Origin of the sequence: Micromonospora sp. NPDC048835 (assembly GCF_040649995.1) — a bacterium.
Classification (GTDB): Bacteria; Actinomycetota; Actinomycetes; order Mycobacteriales; family Micromonosporaceae; genus Micromonospora.
Map to the genome: position 1 here is coordinate 190,161 of NZ_JBEZGM010000003.1, position 15,267 is coordinate 205,427.

The 15,267-nt window shown below is 71.9% G+C and carries 13 protein-coding genes; 4 read left to right on the forward strand and 9 right to left on the reverse strand.

The window, feature by feature from the left end; genetic code table 11:
- Positions 1 to 55: 55 nt before the first annotated feature.
- From AB0C15_RS05650 to AB0C15_RS05660, 3 genes are all read left to right on the forward strand, one after another.
- The gene (locus AB0C15_RS05650; RefSeq protein WP_357349008.1) at positions 56 to 406 is read left to right on the forward strand and encodes a S24/S26 family peptidase; all 351 of its coding nucleotides are present in this window, start codon (positions 56 to 58) and stop codon (positions 404 to 406) included.
- 143 nt (positions 407 to 549) lie between these two features.
- Positions 550 to 1,728, forward strand: coding sequence for an NADP-dependent malic enzyme (locus AB0C15_RS05655; RefSeq protein ID WP_357349010.1), 1,179 nt, complete (start codon positions 550 to 552; stop codon positions 1,726 to 1,728).
- Positions 1,729 to 1,858: 130 nt separating this feature from the next.
- Complete coding sequence (locus tag AB0C15_RS05660) at positions 1,859 to 2,821, forward strand: zinc-binding dehydrogenase (RefSeq protein WP_357349012.1); 963 nt, start codon at positions 1,859 to 1,861, stop codon at positions 2,819 to 2,821.
- Between the two features lie 70 nt (positions 2,822 to 2,891).
- On the opposite strand, the gene AB0C15_RS05665 is transcribed toward AB0C15_RS05660, so the two are convergent.
- From AB0C15_RS05665 to AB0C15_RS05675, 3 genes are all read right to left on the reverse strand, one after another.
- Positions 2,892 to 3,860, reverse strand: coding sequence for a chlorophyllase (locus tag AB0C15_RS05665; RefSeq protein ID WP_357349014.1), 969 nt, complete (start codon positions 3,858 to 3,860; stop codon positions 2,892 to 2,894).
- Between the two features lie 75 nt (positions 3,861 to 3,935).
- Entirely contained in the window at positions 3,936 to 4,472 is a 537-nt protein-coding gene (locus AB0C15_RS05670; protein WP_357349016.1) for an aminoglycoside adenylyltransferase, read from the reverse strand.
- A 27-nt stretch (positions 4,473 to 4,499) separates the two neighbouring features.
- Positions 4,500 to 5,390 carry an alpha/beta hydrolase gene (locus tag AB0C15_RS05675; RefSeq protein ID WP_357349018.1) on the reverse strand — a complete coding sequence of 297 codons (891 nt, stop codon included), beginning with the start codon at positions 5,388 to 5,390 and terminating at the stop codon, positions 4,500 to 4,502.
- A gap of 156 nt (positions 5,391 to 5,546) precedes the next feature.
- Between AB0C15_RS05675 and AB0C15_RS05680 the strand changes: the two genes are divergently transcribed.
- The gene (locus tag AB0C15_RS05680; protein ID WP_357349020.1) at positions 5,547 to 5,720 is read left to right on the forward strand and encodes a hypothetical protein; all 174 of its coding nucleotides are present in this window, start codon (positions 5,547 to 5,549) and stop codon (positions 5,718 to 5,720) included.
- Between the two features lie 113 nt (positions 5,721 to 5,833).
- Here AB0C15_RS05680 and AB0C15_RS05685 read toward each other — a convergent pair whose 3' ends face one another.
- The 6 genes from AB0C15_RS05685 to AB0C15_RS05710 form a co-directional block, all read right to left on the reverse strand.
- Positions 5,834 to 6,949 (reverse strand): acetate kinase, encoded by a 1,116-nt coding sequence (locus AB0C15_RS05685; RefSeq protein ID WP_357349021.1) that lies wholly within the window; start codon positions 6,947 to 6,949, stop codon positions 5,834 to 5,836.
- Positions 6,946 to 9,015: a phosphate acetyltransferase gene (gene pta, locus AB0C15_RS05690; protein ID WP_357349022.1), complete on the reverse strand. Its 2,070-nt coding sequence runs from the start codon at positions 9,013 to 9,015 to the stop codon at positions 6,946 to 6,948. Before pta ends, AB0C15_RS05685 begins: the two co-directional genes overlap by 4 nt.
- A 92-nt stretch (positions 9,016 to 9,107) precedes the next feature.
- Positions 9,108 to 9,293: a DUF6104 family protein gene (locus AB0C15_RS05695; RefSeq protein WP_110561692.1), complete on the reverse strand. Its 186-nt coding sequence runs from the start codon at positions 9,291 to 9,293 to the stop codon at positions 9,108 to 9,110.
- A gap of 135 nt (positions 9,294 to 9,428) precedes the next feature.
- Positions 9,429 to 13,184: a multifunctional oxoglutarate decarboxylase/oxoglutarate dehydrogenase thiamine pyrophosphate-binding subunit/dihydrolipoyllysine-residue succinyltransferase subunit gene (locus tag AB0C15_RS05700; RefSeq protein ID WP_357349025.1), complete on the reverse strand. Its 3,756-nt coding sequence runs from the start codon at positions 13,182 to 13,184 to the stop codon at positions 9,429 to 9,431.
- A 241-nt stretch (positions 13,185 to 13,425) separates the two neighbouring features.
- Positions 13,426 to 14,250: an ABC transporter permease gene (locus tag AB0C15_RS05705; protein ID WP_357349027.1), complete on the reverse strand. Its 825-nt coding sequence runs from the start codon at positions 14,248 to 14,250 to the stop codon at positions 13,426 to 13,428.
- Positions 14,247 to 15,182 carry an ATP-binding cassette domain-containing protein gene (locus tag AB0C15_RS05710; RefSeq protein WP_357349029.1) on the reverse strand — a complete coding sequence of 312 codons (936 nt, stop codon included), beginning with the start codon at positions 15,180 to 15,182 and terminating at the stop codon, positions 14,247 to 14,249. Before AB0C15_RS05710 ends, AB0C15_RS05705 begins: the two co-directional genes overlap by 4 nt.
- Between the last annotated feature and the right edge of the window lie 85 nt (positions 15,183 to 15,267).

Below are 15,267 nucleotides of genomic sequence, written 5' to 3' on the forward strand. Positions count from 1 at the left end.
TCAAAGGCGACATTACTCCTGGGAATGCTCCCCGGACCGGGTGGAGGTGAAACCAATGGCCGCCGATCACCCGGCTGAGGTGCCCCGGTTGCGGAGGCCACTGGCCCCCGTTCTGGTGACCGGGCCGTCCATGGCGCCGACGCTGCGGCACGGCGACGCGGTGCTGGTACGCCCCGACGGCCGCCCGACCCGGGCCGGCGACGTGGTGGTGGCGGTCTTCCGGACCCGGCCCGATCTGCTGGTGGTCAAGCGTGCGGTCCGGCCGCAGGACGGCGGCTGGTGGCTGCGCGGCGACAACGACCTGATCACCGACGACTCCCGCGCCTACGGGGTGGCCGACGTGCACGGGCGGGTGGTGGCCCGCTACTGGCCGCGCCCCGGACGGGTGCCTCGACGCCAGTTATGACCCTGCTCACATCAGGGGCGTGGTGCCGACACTATGCTCGGAAAGTGCCCGGGTGACCCCCCGCACCGCGTGCCACCGCTCGCCGCCCACCTCGCGGCGGGCCCGGCCGCCTCACATCTGCGTCGACAGATCCTGGAGTCACCATGTCTTCGTCCACCGTGGACCCCGCTGATCCCGTCTTCCAACTGCACCGGGGCGGCAAGATGGCCGTCACCTCGACCGTGCCGCTCACCAGCCGGGAGGACCTCTCCCTGGCGTACACCCCGGGGGTGGCCCGGGTGTGCGAGGCGATCGCCGCCGACCCCGCCCTGGTGGACGACTACACCTGGGTGTCGCACACGGTCGCGGTGGTCACCGACGGCTCGGCGGTGCTCGGGTTGGGCAACATCGGCCCGCGGGCCGCGCTGCCGGTGATGGAGGGCAAGGCGGTGCTGTTCAAGCAGTTCGCCGGCGTGGACGCGGTGCCGGTGTGCCTGGACACCCAGGACGTGGACGAGATCGTCGCGGTGGTGCGGGCGCTGGCCCCCTCGTTCGGCGGGATCAACCTGGAGGACATCAGCGCACCGCGCTGCTTCGAGATCGAGCGTCGGCTCGACGAGGCGCTGGACATCCCGGTCTTCCACGACGACCAGCACGGCACGGCGATCGTGGTGCTCGCCGCCCTGCGCAACGCCGCGACGCTGCTCGACCGCAAGCTCGGTGACCTGCGGGTGACGGTCAGCGGGGCGGGCGCGGCGGGTGTGGCCGTGACGAAGATGCTGATCGCCGGGGGTGTCGACCCGGACCAGGTGGTGGTCTGCGACTCCAAGGGGATCATCGGCCGGCACCGCACCGAGCTGACCGGCACCAAGGCGGAGCTGGCGGCGAGCACCAACGCCGACGGCCGCCAGGGCGACATCACCGAGGCGCTGCGCGACGCGGACGTGCTGGTCGGGGTCTCCGGCGGGCAGATCCCCGAGGCGGCGGTGGCCGGCATGGCACCCGGTGGCATCGTGTTCGCGCTCGCGAACCCCACCCCCGAGGTGCACCCCGAGGTGGCCGCCCGACACGTCGCGGTGGTCGCCACCGGGCGCAGTGACCACCCCAACCAGATCAACAACGTGCTGGCCTTCCCCGGGGTGTTCCGCGGTGCGCTGGATGCCGGTGCCACCCGGATCACCGAGGCGATGAAGGTCGCCGCCGCCGACGCCATCGCCGGCGTCGTGGCCGAGTCGCTGACCGCCGAGGCGATCGTCCCGTCCCCGCTGGACCCGCGCGTCGCACCGGCCGTGGCCGAGGCGGTCGCCGAAGCCGCCCGGCGCGACGGCGTCGCCCGCCGGTAGCCGGTACGCGCCCCCGGGTCGCGCCCAGGCCCGGCCCGGGGCACGCTGGCCCGGCCCGGGGCACGCTGGCCCGGCCCGGGGCACGCTGGCCCGGCCGCACGCCTTCTTAACGAGCGCTCAGCTTGTTACCGTGCCGATCATGCGTGCTGCCTTTGCCTCCCGTTTCGACGACGCCGACCCGCTCGCCGCGCTCACCGTCGGCGAGCAGCCCGAGCCGACCCCGCCGGACGACGACTGGGTGACCGTGCAGGTGCGGGCCACCTCGCTCAACCACCACGACCTCTGGTCGCTGCGCGGCGTCGGCCTCACCGAGGCCCAACTGCCGATGACCCTCGGCTGCGACGCGGTCGGGTCGGACCCGGAAGGCCGCCCCGTGGTGGTGTACCCGGTGGTCGTCACTCCGGGAGACCCGCGCGGGGTCTCCATCCTCTCCGAGCACTTCTCCGGAACGCTCGCCGAGCGGGTGGTCGTACCCCGATCGAACCTGATCCCGCTGCCCGACGGCATGGCGGCGACCGACGCGGCGTGCCTGCCCACGGCCTGGCTGACCGCGTGGCGGATGCTGACCACCAAGGGCCGCGTCGCGGACGCCGACAGCGTCCTGGTCCAGGGCGCCGGCGGTGGCGTGGCCACCGCGGCCGTCGCGCTCGCCGTCGCGATGGGCAAACGGGTGTACGCGACCAGCCGCGACGCCGCCAAGCGCGACCGGATCTCGGCCCTCGGCGCCACCGCCTACGAGCCCGGCGCGCGGCTGCCGGAACGCGTCGACGTGGTGATCGAGACGGTCGGCGCCGCCACCTTCGACCACTCGCTGAAGTCGGCCGCGCCAATGGCCCGGATCGTGGTCTCCGGCGCGACCGCCGGCCACGAGCCCACCGTCAACCTGCGCCGGGTCTTCGCGATGCAGTTGGAGATCCTGGGTACCTCGATGGGCACGCCCGGTGAGCTGTACGAACTGCTGGAGTTCTGCTCCGAGAGCGAGGTGCGCCCGGTGGTGGACAGCGTCGTCCCGTTCAGCCGGGTCGAGGACGCCTTCGCACGCCTGCACTCCGGCGACGCCTTCGGCAAGGTCGTCATCGACCACGAGGCCTGACGCCCACCTGCGCTCGCCCCGCGCCGCGCCGCGATCCGCGCAAGATCCGCGGGGTGCGGGGTGCGCGGGATCAGAGGTGGTCGTCGAAGGTGGCGATGTCGCCGCGCGTGGCGTCGGTGGAGATGCGCTTCTTGGCGTCGGCGTCGCCGTAGAGCGACCAGCGCAGGAACTCGACAGACGTGTCCGAGACGACCCGCAGCGTCGCGCCGTCGCTGAGCAGCGCCCGCCCGTGGTCGCCCTTTGGCAGGCTCAGCATCGCCTTGGGCCAGGGCACCTTGTCGTAGGCGGCTTTGCCCGCCGCGTACTCGACCACCTCGTCCAGCTCACCGTGCACGAACAACTGCGGCGCGGCCGCGCCGGCGAACGCGGTGCCCACGCCGAGCGCCGTGCCCGCGAAGACCACGCCCGAGTCCAGCCGCTCGTCCCGGCTCGCGGTGAACAGGCCGATGGTGGTCACTCCGCCCGCCGAGTGCCCGGCGGCGGCCACCCGCTCGCCGTCCAACCGGCCGCGCAACGCGTCGCCGGCCTTGCCGTCGAGCGCCAACACCTGGTCCAGCGCGTACGACACGTCGGCTGGCTGGTTGAGCACATCGAGGACGTTGTTGTCCGCGCCCCGCGAGGTGTGCGGGAACGTCGGCGCGGCCACCACGAAACCGGCCGCCGCCCAGCGGGTCAGCAGCGTGGCGTAGTCGTCAGGTCGCCCACCCAGGCCGTGACTGAACATCACCACTGGGAACCGGCCGTCCGCCGCCGTCGCGGACCGCTTGGCCGCGCCGCCGGACTGCCCGGCCGCCGGGTACCAGAGCGTCGTCGGCAGCGCTCGGCCGTCCCGGTTCAGCTTGAGCTGGCGTACGCCGACCGCGAAGGCGCGCTGCGGGGCCTTGCCGGCGGGAACCTGCGGCGTCGGCGTGGCGGCGGTGTTGGGCTCGGCCGGCGGTGCCTGCTCGCTACGGCTCGGGCGGTTGTCCGCGGAGCAGCCGACCAGCCCGGCCATGAGGACGGCGCTGGCCAGCAGCGCGGGGGTGACGCGACGTGGCATGAATCCGATTGTGCCTCGCCCCGTGGACCCGCCCGGCGAACTTCGGCGCGGTGTGCCCGCCCGCTCACCCACAGTTCAGGGGGAGTGCCGGGTCGCCGGGACGAGGTCGCGCAGGCGGGCCAGGTCGTCGGCGTCCTTCGGACGGCGGGCGCGCTCCGGCATCCAGACCGGGTACATCTGCTTGAACTCGACCTGCGCCGCCACCGAGATGGTCGGCACGGTGAGCGGGCCGATCCGGCCGGGCGGGGCGTCCAACATGCCGGCGGGCAGCGGGGTGCCGGCCCACGGTCCGGAGCCCACGGTCGGCCCACCGGTGGCGTCCCGACCCAGGTAGGCGATGCTGACCTCCACGTCGCCGGCGAACAGGTCGAGTTGCAACTCCACCGGCAGGCGCGGGTCGGGCAGCCAGCCCCGGGCCAGCAACAGGTCGGCCAGCCGGTCGGCGTCGTCACGCCAGCAGTACCAGTCGACGTCGACGTGCGGGCGGCTCACCGCGCCGAGTTGGAAGTCCATCGCCCAACCGCCGCGCAGCCACACCGGGATGCCGTTCGCCCTTGCCACCTCGACCAGCTCGGCGATGCTCGCCAACTGCCGACCCGCGAGATCGTCCATCGGACGACCGTACCGGCCTCGACAGGGTCAGTGGGCCGGGCGGGACTCGTAGCGGGTCAGGGTGGGGGAGTGGGCGTCGGTGGGGAGCCGGTCAGCGGCGGCCCGGTCGCCGTAGAGGGTCCAGCGCAGGAAGTCGGTGGTGGTGGCGACGACCGGGGCGAAGCCCGGGTGGCCCGGCGTGAGGTACGCGCCGTGGTCCTGGCCGAGCAGACTGAGGAACGCGGCCGGTCCGGGGGTACGCGCGTACGCGGCCCGGCCGACCGTCACCGGCACCACCGGATCGGTCGTACCGTGCACGAAGAGCACCGGCGCGGACGGTCCGGCGAAGCTGCCCGGCAACCCGCCGCCAGCGATCACGATCCCGGCGCGCAGCCGGGCCGGGTGGCCCGCACTGAACATGCCGGACGTGGTGAAGCCGCCCGCCGAGTGCCCGGCGGCGGCGACCGAGGCGAGGTCGAGGTGCCCGGCGAGAGGATCGGTCCGGCTCCGGTCGAGCCTGCCCAGGTGCCGGATCAGCCGCCAGGCGTCGGCCGGTTGGTGGCGTACGTCTGCCCGGGTGAAGTGCGCGGCACCCTGCCTGGTGTGCGGGTACGCGGGTGCGGCCACCACGAAACCGGCGGCCGCCCAGCGGGTGGTCAGGCCGGCGTGCAGCTCCGGCAGGCTGCCCAACCCGTGGCTGTAGATCACCACCGGGAACCGCCCGGTCGCCACCTGATCGGCCGACGCCGGGAACCAGATCGTCACCGGCAGGGGGCGCGCCGAGCGCGGATCGAGGGTGAGCGTACGCACGCCGACGGCGTACGACCCCTCGGGCGCCCGACGCGTCGAGACCTGCGTGGTGGCCCCGCCCGCCACGGCCGGCGCACAGCCGGCCAGCAGCGCGCTCACCAGTACGGCCATCAGCCGGCCCGCCCCCATCGTTCCACGGTAGGTGCCCGGCCGGGCGTGGCGTCCCCGCCGTCCGGCTCGGGTGCAGCGCCACCCGGTCGGGTCACCTCCGCCGGGCGGGTCCACCCCTGGGACGCCGTGGGCCGGGGACTGTGCCGCGTGACCAGCTTCGCTAGGGTCACCGACATGCCTGAGAACTACACGGACCCCAGCGGCAACACCGAGGCGTTCCGCGCCTTCAACCAGACGCCTGAGGCTGGAGCGTCGACGGAGGCCCCGTCCCGACTGCCGCTCATCATCGGTGCGGCAGTGGTCGTCGTGGTGCTGGTGGCACTCGTCGCCTGGCTGGCGACCGGCTGACGTGATCGCCTGGTTGGCGACCGGCTGACGGATTCGCCTGGTTGGCGTATCGCTGAACGGGCTGCACCGACTCGCGCGCACCCTCGGGCCTCCCGGGGGTGCGCGCCCTGCGGTCAGGCCGCGCCGACGACGTCCCGGGTCTGCCGGGCGATCTCGCGTTCCTCGTCGGTGCGGATGACGCAGACGCTCACCTCGGCGCCGTCGGGCGAGATCAACCGGTCGCCGTCGCCGTCGTTGCGCGCGTCGTCGACGGTGATGCCGAGCCGGCCCAGGCCGGCCAGCACGGCGGCCCGCACCGGCGCGGCGTGCTCGCCGACCCCGGCGGTGAAGGTGACCGCGTCGACCCGGCCGAGCAGGGCGTAGTACGCCCCGACGTACTCGGTGATGCGCCGGCAGTACACGTCGAAGGCCAGCGCCGCAGCCGGGTCACCGGCCGCCCGCCGTTCCAGCACCTCGCGCATGTCGTTGACGCCGGTCAGCCCGAGCAGGCCGCTGCGGTGGTTGAGCAGGTCGTCGATGTCGTCCACGGACAGCCCGGCCTCCCGGCGCAGGTGGAAGATCACCGTCGGGTCCACGTCGCCGCTGCGGGTGCCCATCACCAGCCCCTCCAACGGGGACATGCCCATCGAGGTGGCGACGCTGCGACCGTTCGCCACCGCGCAGGCGCTGGCCCCGTTGCCCAGGTGCAGGGTGATCGTGTTGACCTGCTCGTACGGGCGACCCAGCAGTTCGGCGGTGCGCCGGGACACGTACGCGTGGGAGGTGCCGTGGAAGCCGTACCGCCGGATGTCGTACCGCTCGGCGGTGTCCCGGTCGATCGCGTACGTCGCGGCGGCCTCCGGCAGGGTGTGGTGGAAGGCGGTGTCGAAGACGGCGACCTGCGGCACGTCCGGCAGCGCCGCGCGGGCCACCTCGATGCCGGCCAGGTTGGCCGGGTTGTGCAGCGGGGCGAGCGGCACCAGGTCCTTGATCGCGGCCAGCACCGCGTCGTCGACGAGCACCGGCGCGCTGAAGGTCCGGCCACCGTGCACCACCCGGTGCCCGACCGCCGCCAGCCCGGTCAGGTCCAACCCGTCCAGGATCCGTCGGACCGCATCGGCGTGGTTCGCCGGGCCGCCACCGGGCTCACCGATCCGCTCGACGGTGCCGTGGTCGAGGGCCTGCTCACCGTCGTAGCGGCGCCACTTCACCGACGACGACCCGCAGTTGAGCACCAGCACGCGACTCACGACGCCTCCTCGGTGGCCGCCTGGATGGCGGTGATCGCCACCGTGTTGACGATGTCCGGCACTCCCGCGCCCCGGGACAGGTCGTTCACCGGCCGGCGTAGGCCCTGCATGACCGGGCCGACGGCGACCGCCCCGGCGGAGCGCTGCACCGCCTTGTACGTGTTGTTGCCGGTGTTCAGGTCCGGAAAGATGAAGACCGTGGCGTGGCCGGCGACCGGGCTGCCCGGCAACTTCGTCGCCGCCACCGCCGGGTCGATCGCCGCGTCGTACTGGATGGGTCCCTCGACCAGCAGGTCGGGCCGGCGCTCCCGGACGAGCGCGGTGGCCGCGGCGACCTTCTCCACGTCCGCGCCGGCGCCGGAGCTGCCGGTGGAGTACGACAGCATCGCCACCCGGGGTTCGATGCCGAACCGGGCGGCGGTGTCGGCCGACGAGATCGCGATGTCGGCGAGCTGAGCCGCGTCCGGGTCGCGGTTGACCGCGCAGTCGCCGTAGACGAGCACCCGGTCGGCGAGCAGCATGAAGAAGACGCTCGAGGCCACCGAGACGTCCGGCAGCGTACGGATGATCTCGAACGCCGGCCGGATGGTCGCGGCGGTGGTGTGCGTCGCTCCGGAGACCATGCCGTCGGCGCGGCCGGTGGCCACCATCAGGGTGCCGAAGTAGTTGGGTTGCGCGACGATGTCGTGCGCCAACTCGGCGGTCACGCCCCGGTGCGCGCGCAGCCGGGCGTACTCGTCGGCGAAGTCGTCACGCCACCCGCTGGTGACCGGGTCGACCACCTGCGCGTCGCCGAGGTCGATGCCCAGCTCACGGGTCCGCCGGGCGATGTCGTCCGGTCGACCGAGCAACGTCAGCTCGGCCACTCCCCGGCGCAGCAGGATCTCCGCCGCCCGCAGGATCCGCTCGTCGGAGCCCTCCGGCAGGACCAGGTGCCGGGGCTTCGAGCGGGCCCGGTCGATCAGCTCGTTCTCGAACATCAGCGGGGTGACCCGTGCCGACCGGCTGACCCGCAGCCGGCGGGCCAGGTCGTCGGTGTCCACGCAGCGCTCGAACGCGCCGAGCGCGGCCTCCACCTTGCGGGGATTGGCGGTGCTGGGTCGGCCTTCGATGCGACTGGACGCGGCCACCGTGTCGTAGCTGTCACTGGCGACGGAGAGCACCGCCAACCCGGTGTTGAGCCCTTCCACCAGCCGCATCACCCTGGGGTCGGGCTGTTCGCCGAGGGTGAGCACCAGCCCGGCCACCGAGACCTGCCCGGCGACGTGCGCGGCGCTCGCGGCGACGAGCAGGTCGGCTCGGTCCCCAGGGGTGATCACCAGGGCACCCTCGGTGAGGTGGCCCAGCACGGTCGGCACGTGCCCGGCGCCGACCACGAAATCGAGCACGTCGCGACCGAGCGCGGCGTCGTCCCCGGCCAGCAGGGTGGCGCCGAGCGCCGCCGCCACCTCGGCCACCGTCGGCGCCGACACGCTCGGCACCTCCGGGATGGCGTACGCGGGCACCGGCAGGTCGGGCAGCGTCATCGGCTCGGAGACCCGGTTGGCGATCACCGCGAGCACCGTCGCGCCCAGGTCGGCCAGATCGTGGTACGCCCCCCGCACGGCCGCCGCGACCGCTGCCGGCTCCTGCCCGAAGCCGTCCACCACCGGCACCACCACGCTGCCGAACTCGGTGGCCAGCCGGGCGTTGAAGGCCAGTTCCCTGGGGTGCGCCGGGTCGCCCGGCTCGTCGAAGTCGCTGCCCACCACGACCACCGCCGGGCACTGCCGTTCCACCGCCCGGTAGCGCTCCACGATTGTGGAGATCAGCTGCTCCCGGCGACCGTCGGCGACCAATGCCGTGGCTTCCGAGTAGCTCGCCCCGGCCAGCTCGGTGAGCGGCACCTCGACCCGGTACCGCTCACTGAGCAGGGCGAGGATCGGGTCCTGGCCGCTGGAGGCCACCAGTGGCCGAAAGACGCCGATCCGCCCGACCTGGCGAGACAGCAGCTCCGCCAACCCGAGGGCGATCGTCGACTTGCCCCCGCCAGACCCCACGCTGGTCAGATACACACTCCGAGCCACAACCCCACCCCCTGCCCGATGATCAAGAAGTTTGCGTCACGTCCGGCCCCCATGGTGACCGTAAGCTCTTGATCACCGTGGGTGGAACCGGATCAGGCGTCGTCGTCGTCGGGGTCGTCCAGGCGGGCCAGGTAGGTGGCCAGGCGTTCGATGGGGGTTTCGAAGTCGGGGTTGAGGTCGACGAAGTCGCGCAGGCGCTCGCCGAGCCACTCCAGGGTCACCTGTTCTTCGCCCCGGCGCTCGACCAGCTCCTCGATGCCACGGTCGGTGAAGTACATGGGTACGTCCTCGTGCTCGGCCCGGCTCGAACCGGGCGGTGGTGGGCGGGTGGTCGACCGGGCGACCGGACCGACGAGAGCCGGGGCAGGACCGTGGTGAAACGGCCCTGCCCCGGCTCTCGTGCTCGGGTCAGGTCACGGGCGGGGGAGAGCCGCCTCGATCAGCGCGTTCTGCTCGACCTCGTGGGTCTTGGCCGAGCCGACCGCCGGGGCGGCCGCGGCCGGGCGGGAGATCCGCCGCAGCCGAACGTCGGTGAGGTGCTCCAGCAGGTTGAGCGCGACGAACGACCAGGCGCCCTGGTTGGCCGGCTCCTCCTGCACCCAGGCGAAGTCCTCCGCGTTCGGGAACTGCGCCAGGGCGGCCCGGATCTCCTCGACCGGCAGCGGGTAGAGCTGCTCGAGCCGGAGGATCGCGGTGTCGGTGACGCCGCGCTCCTGCCGGGCCTGGAACAGGTCGTAGTAGACCTTGCCGGAGCAGAGCAGCACCCGCTTCACCGCCTCCGGTGCCGGGGCGGCCGTGTCGCGCAGCACCGGCTGGAAGGTGCCGGTGGTGAAGTCCTCCACCGACGAGACGCAGAGCTTGTGCCGCAGCAGCGACTTCGGCGTGAACACCACGAGCGGCTTGCGCTTGGGCGACAGGGCCTGGCGGCGCAGCAGGTGGAAGTAGTTCGCCGGGGTCGTCGGGATGGACACCCGCATGTTGTCCTCGGCGCACATCTGCAGGAACCGCTCCGGCCGGCCGGAGGTGTGGTCCGGGCCCTGACCCTCGTGGCCGTGCGGCAGCAGCAGGGTGACGGCGGAGCGCTGGCCCCACTTAACCTCACCGGACGAGATGAACTCGTCGATCACCGACTGGGCGCCGTTGACGAAGTCGCCGAACTGGGCCTCCCAGGCGACCAGGGCGTTGATGTTCTCCACCGAGTAGCCGTACTCGAAGCCCATCGCCGCGTACTCGCTGAGCAGTGAGTCGTGCACGAAGAACCGGGAGCGCTCGCCGTCGCCGGTGAGCGACTTCAGCGGCAGGTAGTCGTCGCCGGTGCGGGAGTCGACGACCGAGGCGTGCCGCTGGACGAAGGTGCCGCGACGCGAGTCCTGACCGGCGAGCCGGACGGTGACCCCGTCGTGCAGCAGCGACCCGAAGGCGATGATCTCGCCGTAGCCCCAGTCGATGTTGCCCTCGACGGACATCTTGGCCCGCCGGTCGAGCAGTTGCTGGATCCGCTTGTGCGGGGTGAAGCCCTCGGGCAGGTTGATGTGCGCCTCGCCGATGGCCTTGACCACCGACGCGTCGGTGGCGGTGTCGACCTGCGGCTCCGGCTCCTCCTCGCGGCGCGGCCGGTTGAGCTGGCGCGGGGCCGAGGCGGCGTCCCGGGTGGCCTTGAAGACCTTCTCCAGCTGCGCCTGGTAGTCGCGGAGCAGCTCCTCCGCGTCCTCCACGGTGATGTCGCCGCGACCGATCAGCTCCTCGGTGTAGAGCTTGCGGACCGAACGCTTCGAATCAATGATCTTGTACATCTGAGGGTTGGACATCGACGGGTCGTCGCCCTCGTTGTGCCCGCGCCGGCGGTAGCAGACCATGTCGATCACGACGTCCTTGTTGAACGTCTGCCGGTACTCGAAGGCCAGCCGGGCCACCCGGACCACGGCCTCCGGGTCGTCGCCGTTCACGTGGAAGATCGGCGCCTGGATCATCCGGGCCACGTCGGTGCTGTAGAGGCTGGACCTGCTGTATTCCGGGGCGGTGGTGAAGCCGACCTGGTTGTTGACCACCACGTGCACCGTGCCGCCGGTGCGGTAGCCACGCAGTTGCGACAGGTTGAGCGTCTCGGCGACCACGCCCTGCCCGGCGAAGGCGGCGTCACCGTGCACCGCCAGCGGCAGCACGGTGTAGCCCTCGAGCTTGAGGTCGATCCGGTCCTGCTTGGCCCGGACGATGCCCTCAAGCACCGGGTCGACGGCCTCCAGGTGCGACGGGTTGGCCACCACCGACACCTTGACCGCGTGCTCGCCGTCCGGGGTGGTGAACTTGCCGTTCTGGCCCAGGTGGTACTTCACGTCACCGGAGCCCTGCGTCGAGCGCGGGTCCAGGTGGCCCTCGAACTCCGAGAAGATCTTCTCGTACGGCTTGCCGACGATGTTCGCGAGCACGTTGAGCCGACCCCGGTGGGCCATGCCGATGACGACCTCGTCCAGCCCGTTCTCGGCGGAGGACTCCAGCACCTCACCGAGCAGCGGGATCAGCGACTCGCCGCCCTCGAGCGAGAAGCGCTTCTGGCCGACGTACTTGGTCTGCAGGAAGGTCTCGAACGCCTCGGCGGCGTTGAGCCGGTTGAGCACGTGCTTCTGCTCGTCGGCGGACGGCTTTTCGTACTTGCGCTCGATCCGTTCCTGGACCCAGCGCCGCTCCTCCGGGTCCTGGATGTGCATGTACTCGATGCCGACCCGGCGGCAGTACGAATCGCGCAGCACGCCCAGGATCTCGCGCAGCTTCATCCGCTGGCGGCCGGCGAAGCCGTTGACCGGGAACTCGCGGTCCAGGTCCCACAGGGTGAGCCCGTGCTGGAGGACGTCCAGGTCGGGGTGCTTGCGGATCTTGAATTCCAGCGGGTCGGTGTCGGCCATCAGGTGACCGCGCACCCGGTACGCGTGGATCAGCTCGTGCACCCGGGCGGTCTTGTTGATCTGACCCTCGGAGTTGACCGCGACGTCGCGCATCCAGCGCACCGGCTCGTACGGGATGCGCAGCGCGGTGAAGATCTGGTCGTAGAAGCCGTGCTCGCCCAGGATCAGCTCGTGCATCACCTTGAGGAACTCGCCGGACTGCGCGCCCTGGATGATCCGGTGGTCGTACGTGCTGGTCAGCGTGATGATCTTGCTGACCGCCAGCTCGGCGAGAGTTGCCTCGGACATCCCCTGGTAGGGGGCCGGGTACTCCATCGCGCCGACGCCGATGATCGCGCTCTGCCCCTGCATGAGCCGCGGCATCGAGTGCACCGTGCCGATGCCGCCCGGGTTGGTCAGCGAGATCGTGGTGCCGGAGTAGTCCTCCATGGTCAGCTCGTTGCGCCGCGCCCGCCGGACCACGTCCTCGTACGCCTGCCAGAACTGCCGGAAGTCCATCTGCTCGCAGCCCTTGATGGAGGGGACCACCAGGTTGCGGCTGCCGTCCGGCTTGGCCAGGTCGATCGCGATGCCGAGGTTGACGTGTGCCGGGCGGACCACCGCCGGCTTGCCGTTGGCCTCGGCGAAGGAGTTGTTCATCTCCGGGTGCTGCACCAGCGCGCGCACCATCGCGTAGCCGACCAGGTGGGTGAAGCTCACCTTGCCGCCCCGCCCACGGGCGAGGTGGTTGTTGATCACGATGCGGTTGTCGACGAGCAGCTTGGCCGGGACCGCGCGCACGCTGGTGGCGGTGGGCACGCTCAGCGAGGCGTCCATGTTCTGGACGATCTTCGCGGCGACGCCGCGCAGCGGCGTGGTCTGCGGACCGTCGGCGGTCGGCGCGGCGGCCTTGGCGGCCGGCTTGGCCGGGGCGGCCTTCTCCGGCGCGGCCTTCGGGGTGGCCGGCGCGGCGGGCTTGGCCGGCGCCGACGGGGCGGCGGCCGGCTTGCTCGCGGTCGCCGGCTTGGCCGGGGCGCTGGGCTGGGCGACCGCTGCGGCTGCCTCCGGCTGACCGTCCGGCTCGGGCGCGGCGGCCGGCTTGTTCGCCGACTCGGCGCCGCGCGGGGTTGCCGCGCCCGGTGCCGGCTTGTAGTCGGCGAAGAAGTCGTGCCAGGCCGAATCGACGCTCGATGGGTCAGCGAGGTAACGCTGGTACATCTCCTCGACGATCCACTCATTCGGGCCGAAACCCGCCAGTGGGTTCTCCTGCGAAGTCTGCTGGGTCGACACGGCCGGTAATCGCCTCTTTCACGCGGGTTTGTGTGGCACGCGGTGCGTCCGGCGCGCCCGATTAGGAACGCGGACCAGACGGTTCCCAGGCTACGCCGTACCGATCCCGCAGGCATTTCCGCCTCGGTCCCGTGGCCGGTTTCACAGAAGATGCCAGAAGTTCACAGACCGCTGCGCGCTCTCCCGACGCCTGCTAAGGGGAACCGGGGTGGCGGCCGCACGGCCGCCACCCCGGTGCCGATCAGGAGATGTCGCGCCGGCGCATCAGCAGGGTGCCGACCACGCCGGTCACCACCGCGTACCCGATGAGCACGGCCGCGCCGGCCCAGCGGGGCGGGTTGCCCGGGATGTCCGCCCCGGTGACCATCAGCGACGAGGCGAGCGACGGCACCAGCAGTTGCAGGTTGTTGATCCAGTCACCCCAGCGCTCGGCCAGGATGCTGATCACCACGATGGCGCCGATCGAGCCGCCCAGGTAGAGCAGGATGCCGGTCACCGTGGCGCCGATCTGGCTGCGGATCAGCACCCCGATGCCGACGCCGAAGACCGCCCAGAGCAGGTACGCGAGCAGGTTCAACCCGATCGCCCGCCAGGCGGCCTCGTTGCCCAGTTGGGATTCCACCCCGACCGCGTTCAGCACCGCCGAGCCGGCGACCAGGTTGAACACGGTCGTGACCAGCCAGAACAGCAGCGCCAGCACGCCCGCGGCAACCAGTTTGGCGGTCATCACGGCGGTGCGGTGCGGGTTGGTGAGGAACGTGGTGGTCACCGTCTGGTGGAAGAACTCGCTCGTCACCACGATGATGCCGAGCAGCATCACGATCAGCAGACCGAAGAACTGCCCGGTGGTGAAGAGGTTCGACGAGAGCGCGTCCGGGTGGGCCGCCGCCGTCAGGGTGTCCATCTGGTCGGGCGGCACGTCGCCGAGGTTCCCGCTGGTCAGGGTGTCGGCCTGCAGCCAGTTGATGAGCAGGGTGAGCGCCCACAGCGGCAGGCTGATCAGCGCGAAGATCCACCAGGTGTTCGTGGTGCGGATCTTGAGTAGCTCGGATCGGACGAGGTTCATCGGATGCCCGCCTTTCCGGCCGTCAGCTCCAGGAAGACCCGTTCCAGGTCGGGCCGTTCGGTGGTCAACTCGTGCAGCTCCACCCCGGCGGTCAGGGCGGCCCGGCCGATCGTCGGGGCGTCCACCCCGGCGACGAGCAGCACGCCGTGCTCGTCGGTCTCGATTGTCGCCGACTGCGCCTTCAGCGCCGCGGTCAGCGCCTCGGCCTGCGGGGTGCGCACCCGGACCCGGGCGCCCTGCGCCATCGACCCGAGCACCTGTTCGACCGGACCCTGCCGGACCAACTGCCCGGCCGCGATGATCACCACGTCGTCGGCGAGTAGCTGCATCTCCGACAGCAGGTGGCTGGAGACCAGCACGGTGCGGCCCTCGTGGGCGAGGTTCTTGAGGAACCCGCGCATCCACCGGATGCCCTCCGGGTCCAGGCCGTTGGCCGGCTCGTCGAGGATCAGCACGCGAGGGTCACCGAGCATCGCGGCGGCGATACCGAGGCGCTGCTTCATGCCCAGCGAGTAGCCCTTGAACTTGCGCTTCGCCGCCGGGCTCAGCCCGACCAGGGCCAACGCCTCGTCGGCCCGCTGCCTCGGCAGACCCGCGGCCGCGCAGATCACCCGCAGGTGGTTGATGCCGGTGCGGCCCTTGTGCGCGCTTGACGCCTCCAGCACCGCTCCGACCTGCCGCAGCGGGTCGGCGAGGTCGGCGTACCGCTGCCCGCTGATGGTGGCCGTGCCGGCGGTCGGCGTGACCAGGTTCAGCAGCATGCGCAGCGTGGTGGTCTTGCCGGCGCCGTTCGGGCCGAGGAAGCCGGTCACCCGCCCCGGCGCCACGGTGAAGGACAGGTTGTTCACCGCCCGCACGCTCTTGTACTGCTTCGTCAGACCGGACACCACGATCTGACCGTCGCTGGTGGGGCTTCGCTGCCCGTCAGTCATCGTTCTCCTCCCGTGGGGGGCGTCGAGTACGCCGTGGCACAGCGTGACGGGCCGTGGCAACAAGGTCAATCAGGCGCGGTCGCTA